This is a genomic window from Acinetobacter sp. NPDC052428, assembly GCF_044547685.1.
In the GTDB taxonomy this organism is placed as follows: Bacteria; Pseudomonadota; Gammaproteobacteria; order Pseudomonadales; family Moraxellaceae; genus Acinetobacter; species Acinetobacter lwoffii_G.
Window position 1 is genome coordinate 1 of record NZ_JBIUAT010000019.1, and the last position, 21,533, is coordinate 21,533.

At 45.1% G+C, this 21,533-nt stretch carries 16 protein-coding genes and 2 pseudogenes; 10 read left to right on the forward strand and 8 right to left on the reverse strand.

All coding sequences use genetic code 11. From position 1 onward, the window contains the following. Nucleotides 1-143 precede the first annotated feature (143 nt). Complete coding sequence (locus ACIG3F_RS10675) at nucleotides 144-1,367, reverse strand: CaiB/BaiF CoA transferase family protein (protein WP_396470023.1); 1,224 nt, start codon at nucleotides 1,365-1,367, stop codon at nucleotides 144-146. 357 nt (nucleotides 1,368-1,724) lie between these two features. Between ACIG3F_RS10675 and ACIG3F_RS10680 the strand changes: the two genes are divergently transcribed. After that, nucleotides 1,725-2,996 carry an MFS transporter gene (locus tag ACIG3F_RS10680; RefSeq protein WP_396470024.1) on the forward strand — a complete coding sequence of 424 codons (1,272 nt, stop codon included), beginning with the start codon at nucleotides 1,725-1,727 and terminating at the stop codon, nucleotides 2,994-2,996. A 76-nt stretch (nucleotides 2,997-3,072) separates the two neighbouring features. On the opposite strand, the pseudogene ACIG3F_RS10685 reads toward ACIG3F_RS10680, so the two are convergent. Beyond that, nucleotides 3,073-3,234: pseudogene (locus ACIG3F_RS10685) on the reverse strand (MarR family transcriptional regulator); the annotation flags it as partial. Between the two features lie 2 nt (nucleotides 3,235-3,236). Between ACIG3F_RS10685 and ACIG3F_RS10690 the strand changes: the two are divergent. Further along, a pseudogene (locus ACIG3F_RS10690) lies at nucleotides 3,237-4,087 on the forward strand (AMP-binding protein); the annotation flags it as partial. Between the two features lie 109 nt (nucleotides 4,088-4,196). Here the strand turns inward: ACIG3F_RS10690 and ACIG3F_RS10695 are convergent. Next, entirely contained in the window at nucleotides 4,197-4,874 is a 678-nt protein-coding gene (locus ACIG3F_RS10695) for a type 1 glutamine amidotransferase domain-containing protein (protein WP_004280291.1), read from the reverse strand. Nucleotides 4,875-5,043: 169 nt separating this feature from the next. Beyond that, nucleotides 5,044-5,928, reverse strand: coding sequence for a LysR family transcriptional regulator (locus ACIG3F_RS10700; protein WP_004646944.1), 885 nt, complete (start codon nucleotides 5,926-5,928; stop codon nucleotides 5,044-5,046). Nucleotides 5,929-6,105: 177 nt separating this feature from the next. Here ACIG3F_RS10700 and ACIG3F_RS10705 point away from each other — a divergent pair, with 177 nt between their 5' ends. From ACIG3F_RS10705 to ACIG3F_RS10730, 6 genes are all read left to right on the forward strand, one after another. Continuing rightward, the gene (locus tag ACIG3F_RS10705; protein ID WP_253174699.1) at nucleotides 6,106-7,635 is read left to right on the forward strand and encodes a CoA-acylating methylmalonate-semialdehyde dehydrogenase; all 1,530 of its coding nucleotides are present in this window, start codon (nucleotides 6,106-6,108) and stop codon (nucleotides 7,633-7,635) included. An 11-nt stretch (nucleotides 7,636-7,646) separates the two neighbouring features. After that, nucleotides 7,647-8,537, forward strand: a complete 891-nt coding sequence (mmsB, locus tag ACIG3F_RS10710) for a 3-hydroxyisobutyrate dehydrogenase (protein WP_312327228.1) — start codon at nucleotides 7,647-7,649, stop codon at nucleotides 8,535-8,537. Between the two features lie 85 nt (nucleotides 8,538-8,622). Further along, on the forward strand, nucleotides 8,623-10,272 hold the full coding sequence (locus tag ACIG3F_RS10715; protein WP_396470026.1) for an AMP-binding protein: 1,650 nt from the start codon (nucleotides 8,623-8,625) through the stop codon (nucleotides 10,270-10,272). Nucleotides 10,273-10,330: 58 nt separating this feature from the next. Beyond that, nucleotides 10,331-11,458: an acyl-CoA dehydrogenase family protein gene (locus ACIG3F_RS10720; RefSeq protein WP_396470027.1), complete on the forward strand. Its 1,128-nt coding sequence runs from the start codon at nucleotides 10,331-10,333 to the stop codon at nucleotides 11,456-11,458. Nucleotides 11,459-11,477: 19 nt separating this feature from the next. Beyond that, nucleotides 11,478-12,251: an enoyl-CoA hydratase gene (locus ACIG3F_RS10725; RefSeq protein ID WP_396470028.1), complete on the forward strand. Its 774-nt coding sequence runs from the start codon at nucleotides 11,478-11,480 to the stop codon at nucleotides 12,249-12,251. A gap of 20 nt (nucleotides 12,252-12,271) precedes the next feature. Further along, nucleotides 12,272-13,333, forward strand: coding sequence for an enoyl-CoA hydratase/isomerase family protein (locus ACIG3F_RS10730; RefSeq protein WP_396470029.1), 1,062 nt, complete (start codon nucleotides 12,272-12,274; stop codon nucleotides 13,331-13,333). Nucleotides 13,334-13,415: 82 nt separating this feature from the next. On the opposite strand, the gene ACIG3F_RS10735 is transcribed toward ACIG3F_RS10730, so the two are convergent. The 4 genes from ACIG3F_RS10735 to ACIG3F_RS10750 all read right to left on the reverse strand — a co-directional run bounded on the left by ACIG3F_RS10735 (nucleotide 13,416) and on the right by ACIG3F_RS10750 (nucleotide 18,315). Further along, nucleotides 13,416-13,586 carry a hypothetical protein gene (locus tag ACIG3F_RS10735; RefSeq protein ID WP_180077894.1) on the reverse strand — a complete coding sequence of 57 codons (171 nt, stop codon included), beginning with the start codon at nucleotides 13,584-13,586 and terminating at the stop codon, nucleotides 13,416-13,418. Between the two features lie 213 nt (nucleotides 13,587-13,799). Continuing rightward, entirely contained in the window at nucleotides 13,800-14,669 is an 870-nt protein-coding gene (locus ACIG3F_RS10740) for an SDR family oxidoreductase (protein WP_148334777.1), read from the reverse strand. Nucleotides 14,670-14,940: 271 nt separating this feature from the next. Beyond that, the gene (locus tag ACIG3F_RS10745) at nucleotides 14,941-16,395 is read right to left on the reverse strand and encodes an amino acid permease (RefSeq protein WP_396470030.1); all 1,455 of its coding nucleotides are present in this window, start codon (nucleotides 16,393-16,395) and stop codon (nucleotides 14,941-14,943) included. A 417-nt stretch (nucleotides 16,396-16,812) separates the two neighbouring features. Next, a complete protein-coding gene (locus ACIG3F_RS10750; protein WP_396470032.1) occupies nucleotides 16,813-18,315 on the reverse strand; it encodes a PLP-dependent aminotransferase family protein in 1,503 nt (500 codons plus the stop codon). 328 nt (nucleotides 18,316-18,643) lie between these two features. On the opposite strand from ACIG3F_RS10750, the gene ACIG3F_RS10755 reads away from it, so the two are divergent. Both ACIG3F_RS10755 and gabT read left to right on the forward strand, forming a co-directional pair. Next, complete coding sequence (locus tag ACIG3F_RS10755; RefSeq protein ID WP_396470054.1) at nucleotides 18,644-19,915, forward strand: Glu/Leu/Phe/Val dehydrogenase; 1,272 nt, start codon at nucleotides 18,644-18,646, stop codon at nucleotides 19,913-19,915. A gap of 348 nt (nucleotides 19,916-20,263) precedes the next feature. After that, a complete protein-coding gene (gene gabT, locus ACIG3F_RS10760; protein ID WP_253145595.1) occupies nucleotides 20,264-21,526 on the forward strand; it encodes a 4-aminobutyrate--2-oxoglutarate transaminase in 1,263 nt (420 codons plus the stop codon). Nucleotides 21,527-21,533 lie beyond the last annotated feature (7 nt).

Here is a 21,533-nt window from a genome sequence, read left to right on the forward strand (position 1 = left end):
CAATGGACATAACTTTGCTTTAATTTCTTGGTGGAAACTAAAATAGGGTTATGTCCTTTTTATTTCAATCACTTAAAAAGTTGAGATTGGGGTCTTTAAAGTAAAAAAGGAATCGAAAGATTCCTTTTTTACTGCTTGCAGGATTATAGCTGCTGGATGATTTTTTTGCTTTTTAGTTCTTCTATTTCAGCAGAACTTAAATATTGACTCAAAATGGCATCGGTATCTTCACCCAGACAAGGTGGGGCCTTTTTATATTCTACCGGTGTCTTGGAGAGTTTAATCGGTGAACCGATTGAGGTGTAATCTTCACGTAAGGTATGCGGCATCTGAATCACCATATCGCGTGCCAATACCTGTTCTTCTTGCAAAGTCTGTTTCAGGTCATTGATCATTCCTACTGGTACTTTAACCGCATGAATCAGATCCACCCAGGTTTTTGCCGGTCGAGTATAGAAATGAGCCTGTAGAACTGTGGTCAGTTCTTCACGATGTGTAACACGTCCAGAATTTTTCAGGAAGCGAGGATCTTCTGCCACCTTAGTCAAACCAACGGCCTGACACAAAGCTTGAAATTGCAGATCGTTACCACAGGCAATAATAAATTCACCTTCCTGGGCTTTAAACACCTGATAGGGCACAATATTGGCATGCGCATTTCCGAAGCGACCGGGTACTTTGCCTGAGGTGAGATAATTCATGGCCAGAACAGAGAGGGAAGCAACTTGGGTATCTAACAGCGCCATATCAATATACTGACCTTCACTGGTTTTCTCACGGGACAACAAAGCCGCCTGAATGGCAATTGCGGCATATAAGCCGGTGGTCAAATCGGCAAAGGCCAGACCTGCTTTTTGCGGGCCACCACCGGGCAGATCGTCACGTTCGCCAGTGACACTCATCATGCCGCCCATTCCCTGAACGATAAAATCATAGCCCGGCTCTTGCGCACGCGGACCGTTCTGGCCAAAACCGGTAATAGAACAATATACCAGTCGCGGATTTAGCTGACTCAGACTTTCATAATCCAGCCCATATCGTTTCAACGAACCGGCTTTATAGTTTTCAATGACTACATCGCTTTGTTCAGCAAGTTTTTTGATAATACGTTGACCTTCAGGTGTAGATAAATCGATTGCAACCGAGTGCTTGCCACGGTTGGCTGACAGGTAATAAGCCGATTCATGGGTATCTTGTTGCTGATTGTTTTTAAGCCAGGGTGGTCCCCAGATACGGGTATCATCCCCATGATCCGGTTTTTCAATCTTGATCACTTCTGCACCCAGATCAGCCAGAATCTGGCTACACCAGGGCCCAGCCAAAATCCGGCTTAAATCCAGTACACGAAATCCTGTTAAGGCACCCATTATTACGCTCCCTGTTCGATCCTATTCAAATGACATATCGTTCTTATCCCTCTTTTTAAAGCTATCTGAAAATGAAAGAACAATCAACTTTATGATAATAAATTTCGCATAACAAAATAAAACATCTAAAATAATTGAATATTCATCTTATTTTCTTTAGCCTGATGCAAATATAAGCATGAACGAAGAACAAGAGGTAACTGATAAAAAGGAAAAAGCGATCTCCCAGACAGGATTAAAAAGGAGTCAATCAAGTGAATTAAAAACGGATTAGCTTTAAAGCATATTCATTAGTGGAATAGCTTTAAATATAAAAAGATCATGAAAACCTAAGGATAGGAAAACAGAGATTTTAATATGACGGATTTAGCGAGAGAATTAGAAAAGATTAAACCTACGACCAAACGAACCCAGCAAATTGCTTTTATTTTCGCCTTTCTGGCTTTACTGGTAGATGGCGCGGACATGTTGCTGCTGTCTTTCAGTTTAAATAGTCTGAAAGCAGAGTTTGGTCTCAGTAATCTGCAGGCCGGTACACTAGGCAGTTTTACCTTAGCAGGTATGGCGATTGGTGGCTTTATAGGTGGCTGGGCCTGTGACCGTCTAGGTCGTGTACGTACCGTGGTCATTTCGATTCTGGTATTTTCTATATTGACCGCAGCCTTAGGCTTTGCACAAAACTTTGAACAGTTCGCTGTTTTACGCTTCCTTTCTGCCTTTGGCATAGGCTCTTTATATATTGCAGCCAATACGCTCATGGCTGAATATGTTCCAACTGAATATCGCACCACGGTTTTAGGTACCTTACAGGCAGGATGGACCGTCGGTTATATTGTGGCCACTGTACTGGCAGGCTGGATCATTCCAGAATATGGCTGGCGAACCCTGTTTTTTATTGCCATTACTCCCTCGGTTATGGCGATTTTTATCCAGAAACTGGTTCCTGAGCCAGAATCCTGGCAGCGTGCACGTTTGCAGCGTCTATATGCCCCAGCTGAAATCACAGCACAGCAACCCGCCAAAAAAAGCACAGTCAAAGAGATTTTCGTGGATCCTGCGAATCGCAGAATGTTTATTTTGTGGATCTTTACGGCCGGTTTTCTGCAATTTGGCTACTATGGCGTAAACAACTGGATGCCGGCATATCTGGAATCTGAATTGCACATGAATTTTAAATCCATGGCAGGCTATATGATTGGTACTTATGTGGCGATGATTTTCGGAAAAATTCTGGCGGGCTTTGCTGCAGACCGTTTGGGCAGACGTGCTGTCTTTTCTTTTGGTGCAATTGGAACGGCGATTTTCCTGCCAGTGATTGTGCTATTCAATACGCCGGATAACATTGCCTATCTACTTATTTTCTTTGGATTTCTGTACGGTATTCCATATGCGATTAATGCCACTTATATGACAGAAAGCTTTGCCACTTCGATTCGTGGAACTGCGGTAGGCGGTGCTTATAACGCAGGTCGTATCGGTGCCATGTTTGCACCCGCGATTATTGGTGCGGCAGCAAGCGGTGGTTCAATTGGTCTAGGCTTCCTGATTATGGGCGGTGCTTATTTCTTATGTGGGGCAGTGTCCGGGATTTTCATCAAAGACCGCCAATACGATCCACAAAAGGCATAATTTCAACTTCAAAAAAAAGAGCCTGAATTCAGGCTCTTTTTTTATAGTTGTCAATTAAAGCTGTATTTCTATTTGTTTATTCCTGATCCGTTTCTTTACGCAGATGAATATTTTTTAAACCATCATTTACTTTATTGAGCAGATGAATCAGGGTAACCACATCATCAAAGGCCAGCTTATTTAAGGCCTGGCCATAAAAATCAAAGAAATCAGCTTGCAAGTTGTCCCATGTTTCCAAGCTGGGATGTAGCCAAAGCAGTGGATCTAATTCATCAGCATCAGGTGAATTTCACCATGGCCTCGACCCCATTTTTGAATGATTTGTCCAATACCGTGGCGGAACAGCATGACAAGGTTGATTCACTGAAAATCTTCCTGTGTGCTGGTGCGCCAATTCCGGGACCATTGGTACAAAAAGCCCGGGAAATTCTGGGTGTTAAAGTCATATCCGCTTGGGGTATGACCGAATGTGGTGCGGTGACACTGACCCGACCTGAAGATGAAGATGAGCGCTCTTCAATACTGATGGCATCGCTTTGCCAGGTGTTGAAATCAAGATCGTGGATAAAAAAGGTCAGACCAAAGCCATGAATGAATCCGGGCGTTTGATGATCCGCACCTGTTCAAATTTTGGTGGTTATTTAAAACGTCCACATTTAAATGATACAGATACTGAAGGCTGGTTTGATACTGGCGATATTGCCTATCAGGACGAGCAGGGCTATATCCGGATTTGTGGACGTAAAAAGGATGTCATTATCCGTGGCGGAGAAAATATTCCAGTTGCGGAAATTGAATCACTACTTTATAAGCATCCGAATATTGCAACAGTGGCTTTAGTGGCTTATGCAGATGACCGAATGGGCGAGCGTGCCTGTGCAATCATCAAGCTGAAAGATCAGACAAAGCCGTTGAGTTTTAATGAGCTGGTAGAGTTCCTGAAAACTCATAATCTGGCCATGCAATATCTTCCGGAACGTTTGGAGATCTGGGATGAAATTCCGATGACCCCATCAGGGAAAATCCAGAAATTTAAACTCAGAGAGTTACTGGCTCAGCATATTGCCTCCACAGCGGCTGAAGCGAACTAAATCTGGGAATAAATAGATAAATTAAACCCTGAATAATCTTGCATCATTCAGGGTTTTCTTATTTAAAAAGAAGTGATCTAAAAGATTAATACGAATTTTAGATTAACTTCTATTTTAATAATTTTAATAAAGCTTCTGCGGTTGCAGCAGAAGAGGCCGGATTTTGCCCGGTAATCAGTAAACCATCTTGCTGTACATGCACCTGCCAATCCTCAGCTTTGGAATATTTCCCGCCTTTTTCTTTCAGCATGTCTTCCACTAAAAATGGCACAATATCGGTTAGGCCTACGCCGTTTTCTTCGGTATTAGTAAAACCGGTGACTGTCTTGCCTTCTACAATCGAATGACCTTCGGCATCTTTCACATCACGCAGGACACCCGGAGCATGACAGACCAGCGCAACAGGTTTATCTGCCTGCAAGGTTTGCTCAATTAAAGAAATGGAATTCTGATCTTTGGCCAGATCCCATAGTGGTCCATGACCACCTGGATAGAACACGGCATCAAAATCCTGATTGAGAACTTCACTCAGTTTATGTGTATTGGCAAGAGCCTGCATGGCCACTTCATCTGCTTCAAAGCGTTTGGTGGTTTCGGTTTGCGCATCCGGCTCATTACTTTTCGGATCTAGCGGTGGCTGACCACCTGCAGGAGATGCCAAAACTACCTCTGCGCCTGCATCAACAAAGGTGTAATAGGGTGCAGCCAGTTCTTCCAGCCAGAAGCCGGTTTTTTTGCCAGTATCACCCAGCTGGTCATGTGAAGTCAGTACCATCAAGATTTTCATATTATTTTCCTGTCTCTGGTTTAAACATCGTGAATAATCGACTGTTAATTTAACAAGTCACAGAGGTCAGCAGTGTTGTGATACGTTCATTTGCTGTATCGATACGTTGTTAATTCAGTTGATTTAACTTAAAGAGGGACTCTATATACAGCACAGTTGTATTTAATATTCATCTGCCCATTAACAGATCTTGCTGAAGATCAGCCTGCTTGCGCAGGAAATCCCAGACCAGTTTTATTTTTGGTTCATGTTGCAGATCGACTAGCGTCAGCATCCAGAAAGTATGGGTAAAACTGACCTGATCGCCCAAAACCTCTTTGAGTTCGCTTTTATCATTGACCAGGAATTTCGGTAAAATAGCCAGCCCGGCCCCTGCACGAACCGCAATCTCCTGCGCCAGAATACTGTTACTGCGAAAACAGGCACTGACTTGCAAGGGAAGACGCTCCAGCGAATACAGTGCAGTGCTATAGACCAGATCATCAATATAGTCGACAAAACGGTGCTGCTGGAGGTCTTCCAGTTTTTTAATTTCCGGATTTTGCTGTAAATAATGCTGGCTGCCATATAGCTTTAAACAGTAATTAGACAAACGAGTAATGATATACGGACCAGATTTGGGCCGGTCAATCGCGATCACAATATCGGCTTCTCGATGTGAAAGTTTGATCGCTTTCGGTACCGGAATCAGGTCAATGGTCAGCAAAGGATAATGCTGGGAAAATTCTGCCAAAAGACGAGCTAAAAATGCCGTGCCAAAACCTTCTGGCGCACCAATCCGGACCCGACCTTGCAAGGGATCATGGCGCTTGTCAATCTGGATAAAGGACTGTTCCATCTGTTCCACACGCGGCACCAGTGCCAGACCTTCCGAGGTTAGTTCATAACCAGTGGCTTCGCGCTTAAACAGTTGCGTACCTAAAGTACTTTCCAGGGCCTGAATCCGCCGCGCTACGGTGCTATGTTCAACCCCGATTAAGCGTGCTGCGTTGGTGAGTGTTTTAGCACGCGCCAAAACTAAAAAAAAGCGTAAATGATCCCAATCTACTTTCATTTTTTATTTAACATCCTGTTAAATTCCTGTGCATATTTGCACAACCATCGTGCACCAATTTCTATTGGTGGTCAAAGTGTTCTTTGTTAGTCTGCTGAAACAGCGTAAAAATTATACGTTAAATAAAAGCCAGTAAAGGCAGATACAACGACAATAACAAACCAGCACGGAGCGACCATGAACGCCATTTCTCATCCACAGCAAAGTACCGGATTCACCACCGCAAAACTCCTCATTAATGGTGAATTTGTCGAATCAAGAACCAGCCATTGGCAAGATATTGTTAATCCTGCCACTCAGGAAATCTTGGGCCAAGTGCCTTTTGCTACCGCAGAAGAAGTTAATGCCGCCATTGCTGCTGCACAAAATGCATTTGCCAGCTGGCGCCAGACCCCGATCCAGGCACGTATGCGAATCATGCTGAAACTGCAGGATCTGATTCGTACAAACCTAAAAAGTATCGCCCGAGTCTTAACGGCGGAACAGGGCAAAACCCTGGCCGATGCCGAAGGTGATATCCAGCGTGGTTTAGAAGTGGTGGAGCATGCCTGTTCGATCGGTTCCCTACAAATGGGCGAGTATATTGAAGGTGTGGCACGCGGTGTCGATACCTATACTTTGCAGCAACCCTTGGGTGTCTGTGCAGGAATTACCCCGTTTAACTTTCCGGCGATGATTCCACTGTGGATGTTCCCGATGGCGATTGTCTGCGGCAATACTTTTGTCTTAAAGCCTTCTGAACAGGATCCACTATCGACCATGATGCTGGTTGAGTTAGCGATTCAGGCAGGTGTGCCGGCAGGCGTACTGAATGTGGTACATGGCGGCAAAGAAGTGGTCGATCTACTGTGTACCCATCGCGATATCAAGGCGATTTCTTTTGTCGGTTCGACTGCAGTCGGCACGCATGTCTATAACCTTGCAGGCCAACACGGCAAGCGTGTGCAGTCGATGATGGGCGCCAAAAACCATGTGGTGGTGATGCCAGATGCGAATAAAGAACAGACCTTAAATGCCTTGGTCGGTGCAGCTTTTGGCGCAGCAGGTCAACGTTGTATGGCACTTTCCGTGGCGGTAATGGTCGGTGAGACCAAGCACTGGGTCGATGAACTGGTCAATAAAACCAAAACCTTAAAGGTAAATGCCGGGCATGAACCGAATACCGATGTTGGACCAGTGATTTCAACCCGTGCCAAATCGCGTGTCATCGATTTAATTAACAGTGGTGTTGAACAGGGTGCCGAACTGCTACTCGATGGCCGTGATGTGCAGGTTCCAGGCTATGAACAGGGTAATTTTGTCGGACCAACGATTTTTAATCAGGTCACGACCGATATGCGCATTTATAAAGAAGAAGTATTTGGTCCGGTACTGGCGATCATGCATGTCGATACTTTGGAACAGGCGATTGCACTGATTAATGCCAATCCGTTTGGTAATGGCGTTGGACTGTTTACCCAAAATGGCAATACGGCACGTACCTTCCAGAACCAGATTGATATCGGTCAGGTGGGCATTAACATTCCAATTCCCGTACCTGTGCCTTTCTTCAGTTTTACCGGTTCACGCGGTTCAAAACTGGGTGATCTCGGTCCTTATGGCAAACAGGCGGTGCAGTTCTATACCCAGACCAAAACCATTACCAGCCGCTGGTTTGAAGATGACCAGGAAACCACTGGTGTCAATACCACAATCAGTCTGCGTTAAGGAGCATCAGCATGAAGATTGCATTTATCGGTTTAGGCAACATGGGCGGCTCCATGGCGCAAAACTTGCTCAAGTCCGGTCATCAGGTTTTTGGTTATGACTTAAGTGCAGTGGCTTTACAGCATTTTGCAGAAGCTGGCGGTGTGGTCTGCGACAGTCCACAAGCTGCCGCGAAGCAGGCGGAGATCGTGGTCAGCATGTTGCCTGCAGCCAAGCATGTGCGTGAAGTCTATTTGGGTGAACACGGTATTCTGGAGGTGCTTCAAGCGGGCAGCTTATGTATCGACAGCAGTACCATTGACCCGCAAACCATTCAGGAGGTTGCTGCAGCAGCTCAGGCCAAGCAGATTCGCGTCTGTGATGCACCGGTATCCGGCGGTACTTTAGGTGCCAAAGATGGCACTTTAACCTTTATGGTCGGCGCAGATGATGCCACCTTTGAGGCCGTTAAACCTGTTCTCGGCTGTATGGGTAAAAATCTGGTGCATTGTGGTGCGGTGGGAACAGGACAGGTGGCAAAAATCTGTAATAACCTGATTCTGGGGATTTCCATGACTGCGGTTGCAGAAGGGATGGCACTCGGTGCCAAACTGGGCATTGATCCACAGGCCTTGGCTGGCGTGATTAACAGTTCCACCGGACGTTGCTGGAGTTCTGAAATTTATAATCCGTGGCCCGATATTTGTGTCAATGCGCCGTCATCGCGGGGTTATACCGACGGTTTTGCCGCACAACTGATGCTCAAAGATTTGGGGCTGGCTGTCGATGCCGCGCAACAGGTGGATCAGCCGGTGGTACTCGGCAGCATGGTACAGAAACTCTATCAACAACTGTGTCAGGAAGGTGATGCCCATCTGGACTTCTCCAGCATCATGCATCAATACACCACGCCACCTGCTTAAAACTTAAAAGATTAGATGGAGCAAGGATTCGCTTCAATAATTACACCTTGTCAGTAATAACGATAAATTCAGGCTGAGGTTTAACATGTTAGATTATCAAACAACGGTTCAAGACTTTGATTTAAACACGGTTGCAAGCCAGTATCTCTCCGGTTCAATGCAGGCAGTAAATGCCTGTTATGAATGCTGTGACCGTCATGCCAATTCCGATGCCATTGCCTTGTACTGGCATGGTAAAGATGGCCGTAAAGAACAATATAGCTTTGCCGAGCTCAAAAAATATTCCAGCCAGTTTGCCAACTTTCTAAAGTCTCAAGGCATTGGTAAAGGTGATCGTGTTTCCGGACTATTACCACGTACCCCAGAGCTGATCATTACCATTTTAGCGACCTGGCGGATTGGTGCTGTCTATCAACCCTTATTTACGGCCTTTGGGCCCAAAGCTATTGAACATCGCATTCAGCTGGCGCAAAGCAAGCTGGTGATCACAGACCTGGCGAATCGAGAGAAATTATCCGATCTTGCCGATTGTCCCACGATCGTCACCGTACATGCCGAAAGCGAAGCGGAACGTTATCCGTACGATCTTAGCTTCTGGACGGTATTAAACCGTCAGGCTGAAGCTTGTGAGCTGGAGATCCTGAATGTTGATGATCCATTTTTATTGATGTTTACCTCGGGCACCACTGGACCGGCGAAACCACTTAAAGTCCCGTTGAAAGCGCTGATTGCTTTTGCAAGCTATATGCAAAATGCCATTGGTCTGACTCCTGAAGATGCATTCTGGAATATTGCCGATCCCGGCTGGGCCTACGGATTGTATTACGCGATTACTGGTCCCTTAATGCTTGGACACTCGACCTTGTTTTATGAAGGCGGTTTTAATGCCGAAAGTGTCTGCGAAATTGTTAAGGAATATGGCATTACCAATCTGGCCGGTGCACCAACCGCTTACCGCATGATGATGGCGGCCGATCCTGCTCAAATGGCAAAACTACGCGGTAAGTTACGTGTTGTCAGCAGTGCGGGAGAACCGTTAAATCCGGAAGTGATCCGCTGGTTTAAAGAGGTACTGGATGTGCCGATTTATGACCATTATGGCCAGACCGAAGTCGGGATGGTGGTGTGTAATCATCATGCCTTGGAACATCCGGTCCGTTCAGGTTCGGCAGGCTTTGCCAGCCCGGGTTACCGGATTGCCGTTGTCGATGAACAGGGGCATGAATTAGCAGCTGACGTCCCGGGCATCTTGGCAGTGGATATCAGCCAGTCCCCAATGATGTGGTTCTCTGGCTATGAAGAAAGCCGTAAATCTCCATTTGTCGGACAGTATTACTTAACTGGGGATACCGCAGAAATTCATGCCGATGGCAGTATGAGCTTTGTTGGGCGTAGTGATGATGTCATTACAACGTCAGGTTATCGGGTCGGCCCATTTGATGTGGAAAGTGCCTTGCTGGAACATGATGCCGTGATTGAAGCAGCAGTCATTGGTGTGCCTGATCCCGAGCGTACTGAAGTGATTAAAGCCTTTGTAATTCTGGCGAATAATTTTGCAGCTTCGGCCCATCTGGAAGAAGAGCTGGGTCAATTTGTGAAAAAGCGGTTATCTGCGCATGCCTATCCACGCCTGATTGAATTTGTGACTGAATTGCCGAAAACCCCAAGCGGTAAAATTCAACGCTTTTTACTGCGCAATCAGGAAATCAACAAGCAGCAAGCCAAGACCGCATAACAGCTAAAGCCAACAGATTGAATAAGAAGATTAAATAAAGAGATTGAAGGAAGAATCCATGCAATTAACGGAAGAGCAACACCTGATTCAGGATATGGCTAAAAGCTTCGCCCAAGAACAGATTAAACCCTTTGCCGGCGAGTGGGATCAAAAAGGCATCTTTCCTAAACAGGCCTTGGCCCAAATGGGCGAGTTAGGTTTTCTCGGCATGCTGATTCCGGAAGAATGGGGCGGCTCGGGCACAGGCACGCTGGCTTATGTTCTGGCCTTAGAAGAAGTCGCTGCGGCCGATGGTGCAACATCTGCGATTATGAGCGTACATAACTCGGTGGGTTGTGTGCCAATTCTCAAATTCGGGACAGAGCAGCAAAAGCAGCAATTTTTAAAGCCTTTGGCCCAAGGTGAAATGATTGGTGCCTTTGCCCTGACTGAACCGCACACTGGCTCGGATGCTGCTGCCATTAAAACCCGTGCGGTCAAGGACGGCGATCATTACATTCTGAATGGCGCGAAACAGTTCATTACTTCTGGCCACAATGCCGGGATGATTATTGTCTTTGCCGTGACTGATCCAGCTGCGGGGAAAAAAGGTATGAGTGCATTCTTAGTGCCGCGAGACACACCTGGCTATGAAGTCATTCGGGTCGAAGAAAAACTTGGTCTGCATGCTTCGGATACCTGTCAGATTGCCTTAACCGATGTCCGCATTCATGAAAGTTTAAGACTCGGTGCCGAAGGTGAAGGTTTAAAAATTGCCTTGGCCAATCTGGAAGGTGGTCGGATCGGCATTGCGGCACAGGCGGTAGGCCTGGCACGTGCCGCTTTAGAAGAAGCAACGGCCTATGCGCATGACCGCGTGGCCTTTGGCAAACCGATTTTTGAACAGCAGGCAATTTCCTTCAGGCTGGCCAGTATGGCGACTGAAATTGAAGCGGCACGGCAACTGGTGCATTTTGCAGCACGCAAAAAAGAAGCCGGTGAAGCTTGTTTAACTGAAGCCTCCATGGCCAAGTTATTTGCTTCAGAAATGGCAGAACGTGTCTGTTCCAAAGCGCTACAGATTTTTGGCGGCTACGGTTATCTGAAAGATTTTCCAATCGAACGCATTTATCGTGATGCGCGGATTTGTCAGATTTATGAAGGCACCAGCGATATTCAGCGCCTGGTGATTGCACGCAGCCTCTAATTTTAAAAGGACTTATTTCATGCAGTGGCAAACAATTTTATTAGAACAACGTAATGGTGTCGGGCTGATTACTTTAAATCGTCCGCAAGCTTTAAATGCACTGAATAACCAGCTGATTGTTGAAGTGAATCAGGCACTGGATCAGCTGGAAAAAGATCCGGCAATTGGCTGTATTATGATTGCCGGTTCGGAAAAAGCCTTTGCCGCTGGTGCCGATATTAAAGAAATGGCAGATCTGAATTTTCCGCAAATTTATCTGGACGATTTTTTTAGTCTGGCCGATCGAATTGCGCAGCGTCGTAAACCTTTAATTGCCGCAGTGAGCGGCTATGCCTTGGGTGGTGGTTGCGAGCTGGCATTGATGTGCGACTTTATTTACTGCGCTGATAATGCAAAATTTGGTTTGCCTGAAGTTACCTTAGGCGTGTTGCCCGGCATTGGCGGGACCCAGCGTTTAACCTTGGCGATTGGTAAGGCCAAAGCCATGGAAATGTGCCTGACTGCACGGCAGATGGGGGCGCAGGAAGCGGAACAAAGTGGTTTGGTCGCTCGGGTTTTTGCCAAGGAAGAATTGCTGGAACAAACCCTGCAAGCTGCCGAGAAAATTGCTGAAAAGTCGCTTACTGCCGTGATGATGATTAAAGAATCAATTAATCGGGCCTTTGAAGTGAGCCTGGCTGAAGGCCTGCGCTTTGAACGCCGGGTTTTCCATTCGATTTTTGCCGGTTCCGATCAAAAAGAAGGCATGCAGGCCTTTGTAGAAAAACGCCCAGCCAAATTTACCCATCAATAAAACAAAAATAGGAAAATAAAATGAGTGATGAAAATAATTTAGCGATTCGGGTCGCAGGGGGTCTGGGCATTATCAGCCTGGACCGCACCAGCCATTTAAATGCCTTAACCCTCCCGATGATTCAGGGTATTCAGGCGCAACTCGATCAATGGTGCCATGATCCAGAAGTACAAGCCATCCTGATCAATTCCAACAGTCCCAAGGCGTTTTGTGCTGGAGGAGATATCCGCTATCTGTATGACAGCTATCAGGCCGGCAATACCCACTATCAGGATTTTTTTGCCACTGAATATAAGATGCTGAGCACCTTGCGTAATTTTCCAAAGGCCGTGATCGTGATGATGGATGGCTATGTACTGGGCGGAGGCTTTGGCCTCGCTCAAGCCTGTCATATCAAAGTCGCCAGTGAAAAATCACGTTTTGCCATGCCAGAAACTGCGATTGGATTTTTCCCGGATGTTGGAGCGACCCATTTTCTGTCCCGACTGGATGAAGTTGGTGTCTATATGGCATTGACCGGGGAGCAGATCAGTAGCAGTGATGCGCTGTATCTGGATCTGGTCGATTATCATGTGCCGAGTGAACGTTTTACTGAACTAGAAGCAGCATTGACTGCAGCGCCTGTATTAAATCCGATTGAAATCCAGAAAATCATCAGTGGTTATATTACGCATCCGGTGGAAAGTGAGCTGCAAAAACGTGCAGATCTGATTAATCAGCATTTTGGCTATTCAAACCTGGATGAGATTGAACAGAGTCTGGCACATGCCATCGATCTCACAGATCAGGACTGGGCGAAGAAAATGTTGACGATCTTGCAGCAGCGTCCGGTGATGGCAAAACAGACCAGCCTGAAGTTACAGCAAGCCGGACAGAATTTGTCGCTAGAAAAATGTATGCAGCTAGAACGGGACTTGCAGGATGTCTGGTTAGAGCAGGGCGATTTTATTGAAGGGGTTCGTGCGCTGATTATTGATAAGGACAAAAATCCACAATGGCGAACCGAAAATGCAAAATTTGAACAAACACTGGAAAAGCTCTGGCCAGCATGGACTCAGCAGCGTATCGAAAATATTACTTAAAGCTGATGGTAAAAGACCCTCTATAATTTAATTATAGAGGGTCTTTGTATCTGTCCCATACTTTCATCGACATGAATTCTATTTAGGGGGACGTTTTCTTTTTCTTGCCGCCACCGTCTTGTTTATTGACCGTCGACCAAGCGATACGTTCGGCTTCTTCTTCAGAATGCCCACGCGCTTTTTCGCTTTCTTCAATATGTTTGGCCTGCCGTTTCTGCTTATCGGTATAAGCTGATTTGTCACCTCTAGGCATCTTAATATCCTCATCAGGTTTGGCTGAAATTACTATAACAAGAGCTTATTTTTACAAGGGTAAGTATTTGTTTGACTTATTTTATAAAAGAAAAATAGAATCTAGAAAATGTTTTATACATTGATTTTTAAAAATATTTCTTAAAAATATATGGGCCTGAAATCAAGGAGATGAAGATAACGGTCATCTAGAACCATCATCTTCTTTGCTTGATTAGCCGTTAATAATACTGCCGCCATTCACATGAATCACCTGACCTGAAATATAGCTGGCTTCTTCACTGGCCAGAAATAAATACGCCGGTGCTACTTCACTTGGCTGGCCCATGCGGCCCATTGGGGTACTTTTACCAAAATCTTTGAGCTGTTCTTCATCAAAACTGCTCGGAATTAATGGTGTCCAGATTGGACCTGGCGCGACTCCATTGACACGAATGCCGGTTTTATTTTTCAATAAATTGGTGGAAAGGCTTCGGGTAAATGTGGTGATGGCACCTTTGGTACTTGCATAGTCAATCAACTGGTCATGTCCATGATAACTGGTGATACTGGTGGTATTGATAATACTGTCACCTTCTTGCATATGCGGAATCACCGCCTGAGTTAGGTGGAACATCGACAGAATATTTACATTAAATGTTTTAAGTAATTGCTCGTGCGAGATATCGGTAATACTTTCTTGCGGGTATTGAACCCCGGCATTATTAACCAGAATATTAATCGTTTTAAATTCCTGAAGGGTCTGTTCCACCATTTTCTTGATTTCATCTTGATCCTGTAAATCACATTGAATCAGCAGACAACGGCGGCCTTCATCTTCCACCATTTTTTTGGTGTCCCGTGCATCCTGATCTTCATCCAAATAGCAAATGGCAATATCGGCACCTTCGCGAGCAAATAAGACCGATACAGAACGGCCAATTCCGCTATCACCACCAGTAATCAAGGCAACTTTGCCTTTTAATTTTTCACTGCCTTTATAATGCGGTTTAATAATTTCCGGTGCAGGGTCCATTTTGGTTTGCACACCCGGTTGATGGTCTTGTGTTTCAGTTGAAGCTGGGGTTTCAGGATAATGATTCATATCTTTTCCAATTCCAATGATTGTGGCCATATAAGAAAAAATATATTAGAAGCTTTTAGGCAAAATGAGGCTGGACTCAACATTTCATAACAGAATGTATTCGAGATTTATCAATTATTCATTTTAGGAAAGGTGAGGTATCAACGGAGATTTAAAATCTAGACATACATAAGCATCTCTTTCTGGAAATATATAAGAAAAATGGAGAGCTTGCTAACTCTCCATTTATTTATTCATTCTGATGTATTTAAAAAATTTCTATAGAAATAAATTAAAGATTATCACTTAAATTAATTCTGGCCTGTGCTGCCTTTTCCTTTTTGGCTGAGGCTTTACCCCAGTTAAACTTTTGTGCACAGATGCCTAAGCCCACAATAAATAATGCAAGCACACTGGTATAAACCACTTCTTTAAAATAGGTTCCTTCAATAATCATGGTAATTAAAGCGCCGACAATAAAGATAATGACCAGATAAGTGAGCCATGGGAATAACCACATCTTGAATGGAATATTTTGTCCTTCAGCTTCCAGTTTTTTACGTAACTTAAGCTGAGAAATGGCAATAGCAAGATAGACATATAAAGATACGGTACCAGTCGCTAACATCAAGACATCATAAATATTCATACTTTCGGTGGCAGTCAGATAAATCGCCACGAAAGAAAACAGGCTTGAAAAGATGACACCTACCCATGGGCTGTTATTGCGGTTGGTTAAACCGAAACTCTTTGGTGCATCTCCACGTTTCGAGAGGGAATAGACCATGCGTGAACAGGTATAAAGTGCGGAGTTAAAGCAGCTACATACCGAGGTGAGCACGACAAAATTAACAATATGGCGTGCTTCTGGAATACCGAGTGCAGTAAGCGCTACGCTATACGTACCCCAGGTCGGATCTTTCAATAAAGGATTATTGTGTGGAATCAGGCAAACCGTAATCAACATTGAACCGACATAGAATAAAATGATACGCCATACAATTGAATTAGCGGCCTTACGAATTTCCTTGGCTGGATCTTTGGTTTCAGCTGCTGCTACGGTGACAATCTCTGCTCCCATATAAGCAAACATTACACCCAATAAGGCCGTGATCACCGATGAAAACCCATTAGGCATAAAGCCTTGAGCGGTTAGATGAGTTGTACCACCGAGCATAGAGGCATCGCCCCAAGGCCACAGGTGCATCACGGCCAAACTACCAAACACCAGAAACAGTACAATGGCAATAACTTTGATCAGGGCAAACCAGAACTCGAATTCACCAAAGTTTTTTACGTCACGGAGGTTAATCCAGACCAGTGCTACAGTGACCAGAAGCATATAGCCCCAGATCGGGATAAATGGAAACCAGCTATTTAGGATTTTCCCGGCGACAAAGGCTTCCCAGCCCATGAGCAGCGTCCAGAAAGACCAGTATAACCAGCCGATGGAAAATCCGGCCCAGCGCCCGATTCCTCGGTCCGCATAGGTTGAAAATGAACCGCTGTCGGGATTCAGTACTGCCATTTCTCCCAGCATACGCATGATGAGTAAAACTAATAGTCCACCTAGAGTATAGGCAATGAGTGCAGCCGGTCCTGTAGAATAGATGACATTACCGGAGCCGACAAAGAGTGCTCCACCAATGACACCGGCAATTGAAATCATGGTGAGATGGCGTGATTTAAGTCCGTTTTTTAAGCCGTTTGATGATTCGGAATTGGAGAAATGTTGATGTTCTGCCATATAATTTCCCTTAATATCAATAGCGTAGCGGCAATAAAATTCCTTATTTGGCTTACGCTATCTTATCCTTTGAAACTGTAACCGAATTCATCAGTGCTTGACCAATATTAAGTTAATCTTAATAAAATGAATCCTTGTAGCCCTATAGACAGGATCACACTTTGATTAAAGTACGGTTACATGCTGTTCATGTATGCGGTTAATTTCTCTTTTTTGTTGTAAAGTGACGAGAGCCATTTTTGAGCAATTCAAAGGAGCCAATTGGCTTAAGAGATAAAAAATATAAGCAGGCAATATTTACAGAAAAATAAAGCCTACCTAAAATATCAGGCTAAAAGCAGGTTTACGTTCCCTTTAAAAATAAATTAAAAGCTTTTTGATTTTAAAAATATAATTGTATTGATCCCTGAGTTTTTACTAAGTTAAAGTGCGGATCCCATGCTCGCGCAAGCACTTTAACAATATCCCGAAAGCCACCAGAATTTCCTGTTCACTCACACAGGCAAAGCCCAGTAATAATCCTTTCTGCCGGGTGGAATAATGTTTGGTATAGTATTGCGATAAGGCTCTGACCTTGATTCCCAGTTCAAGCGCTTTGGATGTAATCAAGACATCATCACTGCTGCTCGGCAATTTTAAAATCAGATGCAAACCGGCGGCGGTATTGTATTCATGCAGAAAATCTTCACCTAAATGTCGGCGAATCAGGTCAATTAAAAAAGCGTGGCGTTTGCCATACAATAAACGCATCCGTCGGATATGCGCCTCATAATGTCCTTCACGGATAAATTCAGCCAGTGTTTGCTGATCGATTAAGTGACCACCACGATAAAGTTCCGAGGCCACAATTCGCAATGAAGAAAACAGCTGTTTTGGTACCACTAAATAGCCAATGCGCAGAGCCGGATAAATGGTCTTACTAAACGTCCCCATATAAATCACCGGAGAATCTGGCTCCAAACCTTGTAAAGAAGGATAGGGCTGGCCCGAGAACCTGAACTCACTGTCATAATCATCTTCAACAATCCAGCTATTGTGTTGGCGTGCGAGTGCAATTAACTGTTTGCGCCGTTCCAAACTTAAATGTGAGCCCAAAGGATACTGATGCGACGGCGTCACAAAAATCAGTTTAGGTGGTTTCTTGGGATGCAGATCGGGAATAATCCCTTCCTGATCCACCGGTAAGGAACGTAGATTGACGCCATTAATTCGTAAAATATTACGCGCGCCCCAATAGGCCGGATCTTCGATCCAGACCTCATCGCCTATGTCGCTTAAAGTACGCGAGACCAGGTCAATCGCCTGATGGGTGCCTTCGGTAATAATGATCTGATCAGCATCGCACTGCACTGAACGGGCAATTTTCAGATATTCTGCCAGCTCCTGACGCAGTTCCAGAGAGCCACCGGCATTGCTGTAAATCAGGTTATTAACTTGAGGTTCACGGCTCAAACGCGTCTGGATTTTGCTGAAAATATGATGCGGAAATTCGGTCACATCGGGTGCGCCCGGTACAAAGGCTCCCCATTGATAAGGCGAAGCTGCTGAATAGCCGAGTAAGTAAGAACCGCGTTGCGACAGATTATAATTTTGCTGCGCTTTTTTTTCCGCAACCGCAGGAGAGCTTTGTTCTACCTTCACCAAAAAGGATTCGGGTAATTTCTCTACCACCCAGGTACCTTGGCCGGTACGCGCATCAACATAACCTTGTGCCTGTAACTGTTCATAGGCATTTAAAACCGTATTACGTGATACCTGAATTTCTTTGGCCAGATCACGCGATGCAGGCAAGCGGGTTTTGGGAGCCAATACGCTATCAATAATCGCGTTACGCAAGCAGCGGAACAGTCGCATCTGTAATGTTCCTGTGACATCTTGCTGCAATCGCTGCAGTAAATAATCTCCAAGCAAGCTACGCAATTGGCTCTCTCCTACAAATTTGAAATGGCTCTCGTGAGAGCGGTATTGCTAGGTGCAAAATAGTCTGATCAGGCAGTCATTGTAAAGTGTCTTGTATGCGTTTTGATCATGTACCTGCGGCTTGAATGCGAGCATACAGGCGGGCAGGCAATATACACAGATACCGATTAAAACTAAAGCGAAAAATCCAGACACTGATTTTGTTAGGAGCTTGCTGAACTGAGACCTGAATCAAGCAATGATTGCCATAACAGGCGAATAGAGATGTGTTGCAGCCGCCAGGACATGCGACTGCATATAACAAAAGGATCATAGAATGAACATGATGATGAAAGGATTGACCTACACCGATCAGGGTACAACGGCCTGGAACAATTATCTTAAGCAACTGGATAAAGTAGCGCCTTATCTGGGTGAACTGAGTGAAAGACTGGATATGCTGCGACGCCCAAAGCGCAGTTTGATTGTCGATGTTCCGGTCATTATGGATGATGGTACGGTTCAGCATTTTGAAGGCTATCGTGTTCAGCACAATTTAACCCGCGGTCCGGGCAAAGGCGGCGTGCGTTTTCATCCAGATGTCAATTTAGATGAGGTGATGGCTTTGTCAGCCTGGATGACGATCAAATGTGCTGCTCTAAACTTACCTTTTGGTGGTGCCAAAGGCGGTGTACGAGTCGATCCGAGCCAGCTTTCCAAGCGCGAACTGGAACGCTTGACCCGACGCTATACGGCAGAAATCAATTTAATTATTGGGCCGCAAAAAGATATTCCGGCACCGGATGTAGGAACCAATCCGCAAATCATGGCCTGGATGATGGACACCTTTTCCATGAATGCAGGTTCTACGATTACTGGTGTAGTGACCGGAAAGCCGGTTCATTTAGGGGGATCTTTGGGCCGCAGTAAGGCTACAGGCCGTGGTGTGTTTATTAGCGGTCGTGAAGTTGCTCAGCAAATTGGTCTAGATTTAAAAAATGCCCGGGTCTGTGTACAGGGCTTTGGTAATGTCGGTAGTGAAGCTGCGCTGCTTTTCCAGGAAAATGGCAGCAAAGTGATCTGTGTTCAGGACCATTCTGCCACCCTGTATCAGGAACAGGGGATTGATATTAAAAAACTGCTTGAATACTCAAATACCCACCATAAAATTCAGGGATTTTCTGCCAGCGATGAAATTTCTGCATCAGCTTTCTGGACTATTCCGGCTGAAGTCTTTATTCCGGCAGCGCTGGAAGGTGTGATTAATACTCAAGTCGCGCAAAATATTCAGACCAAAATGATTCTGGAAGGTGCCAATGGTCCAACATTGACTGAAGCGGATGAAATTCTGAGTGAGCGTCATATTACCGTGGTGCCAGACGTGATCTGTAATGCAGGTGGCGTAACGGTCAGCTATTTTGAATGGGTTCAGGATTTGGCCAGTTATTTCTGGACCGAGGAAGAGATTAACCAGCGTATGGATGCCAGCATGAAAAATGCGGTACAGGATGTATGGCAAAAAGCAGTTCAGGCCGGATGTTCTTTGCGTACAGCCGCTTATATTCTGGCCTGTGAGCGGATTTTAATGGCACGCCAGGAACGCGGCATCTATCCGGGTTAAGCTAAGTCTTTTTCAAGATGGATTAATCCATAAAAACGACTAGATTTAATTCATTATTACCCATCGTGAATTTTTGCAATGGATTTTTAAATTGGCTTCTTTATTTAAAAAGGAGCCAATTTTTATTAAAAGTATAAATATTTGTTTATAAATAAAATAATTTTATATTTTGACTCTTTTACTCATTTCAACTAGGCCAATTGGCTCCTTCCATCTGCTGCAAAGTGGCTCTCGTCTCATACATATAAAAGCGCAAAATGAACCATATCAGCCAGTCTTTGGCAAATTTCTATCCCAAGATCCGGATAGCAAAATTTACAACGTATGAATCAAGAATGAGGATACAAAATGGACAGTAAACACTCAGCACTGAATGCACGTAAACAGCAGGCAACACCACGTGGTGTTGGGGTCATGTGTCAATGGTACGCAGAGAAAGCAGAAAACTCGACCATCTGGGATGCAGAAGGCAATCAATATATCGACTTTGCGGGCGGGATCGCCGTACTGAATACCGGCCATCGTCACCCTAAAATTATTGCTGCGGTCACTGAACAATTAACCAAATTTACCCATACGGCTTATCAGGTTGTACCATACGAGAGTTACGTTGCTCTGGCAGAACGTATCAATGCACGCGCTCCAATTCAAGGTGCTGCAAAAACCTCATTCTTTTCGACTGGTGCTGAAGCTGTCGAAAATGCAGTTAAAATTGCCCGTGCCCATACTGGCCGTCATGGCATCGTGACTTTTGGCAATGGTTTTCATGGCCGCTCATTTATGACAATGGCAATGACCGGTAAAACTGCACCTTATAAACGCGACTTTGGGGTGATGCCTGGTGGTGTTTTCCATGCCCGTTATCCGGTGGAATCCAAAGGCATTAGTGTTGATGATGCAATTCAAAGCATTGAAGACATTTTCGCAGAAGATATTGCTGCGCATGACGTAGCAGCGATTGTGCTTGAGCCTGTACAAGGCGAAGGCGGATTTAATGTGGTGCCTGCAGAGTTCCTGAAACGCTTGCGTGTGCTATGTGATCAAAACGGCATTTTACTGATTGCTGATGAAGTACAGTCTGGTTTTGCGCGTACAGGTAAACTGTTTGCGATGGATTATTATGAGACCAAGCCAGACCTGATTACGATGGCCAAGAGTCTGGGCGGCGGTTTCCCGATCTCAGGCGTTGTAGGTCGTGCTGAAGTCATGGATGCACCAAATCCGGGTGGATTGGGCGGTACTTATGCCGGTAACCCGGTTGCTGTTGCGGCTGCCCATGCGGTACTGGATATCATTGAAGAAGAAGGTCTTTGTGAAAGAGCGAATGATCTAGGCGCAGAACTGGTTGATGTTTTACATGAACTGAAAATGTCTTCTAGCATGGTCAAAGATATTCGTGCACTGGGCTCAATGGTGGCGGTTGAGCTGGAAACTGCCGAACAGGCAAAAGCTGTACAAAACCATGCCATGCAAAATGGTCTGTTAATCCTGACCTGCGGTCGTTATGGTAATGTAATCCGTTTCCTATACCCGCTCACGATTCCGGCAGAACAGTTCCGTGCGGGATTGGCTATCTTGAAACAAGGGTTTGCAATGTCTGTTGCAGCCTAATGAAAGA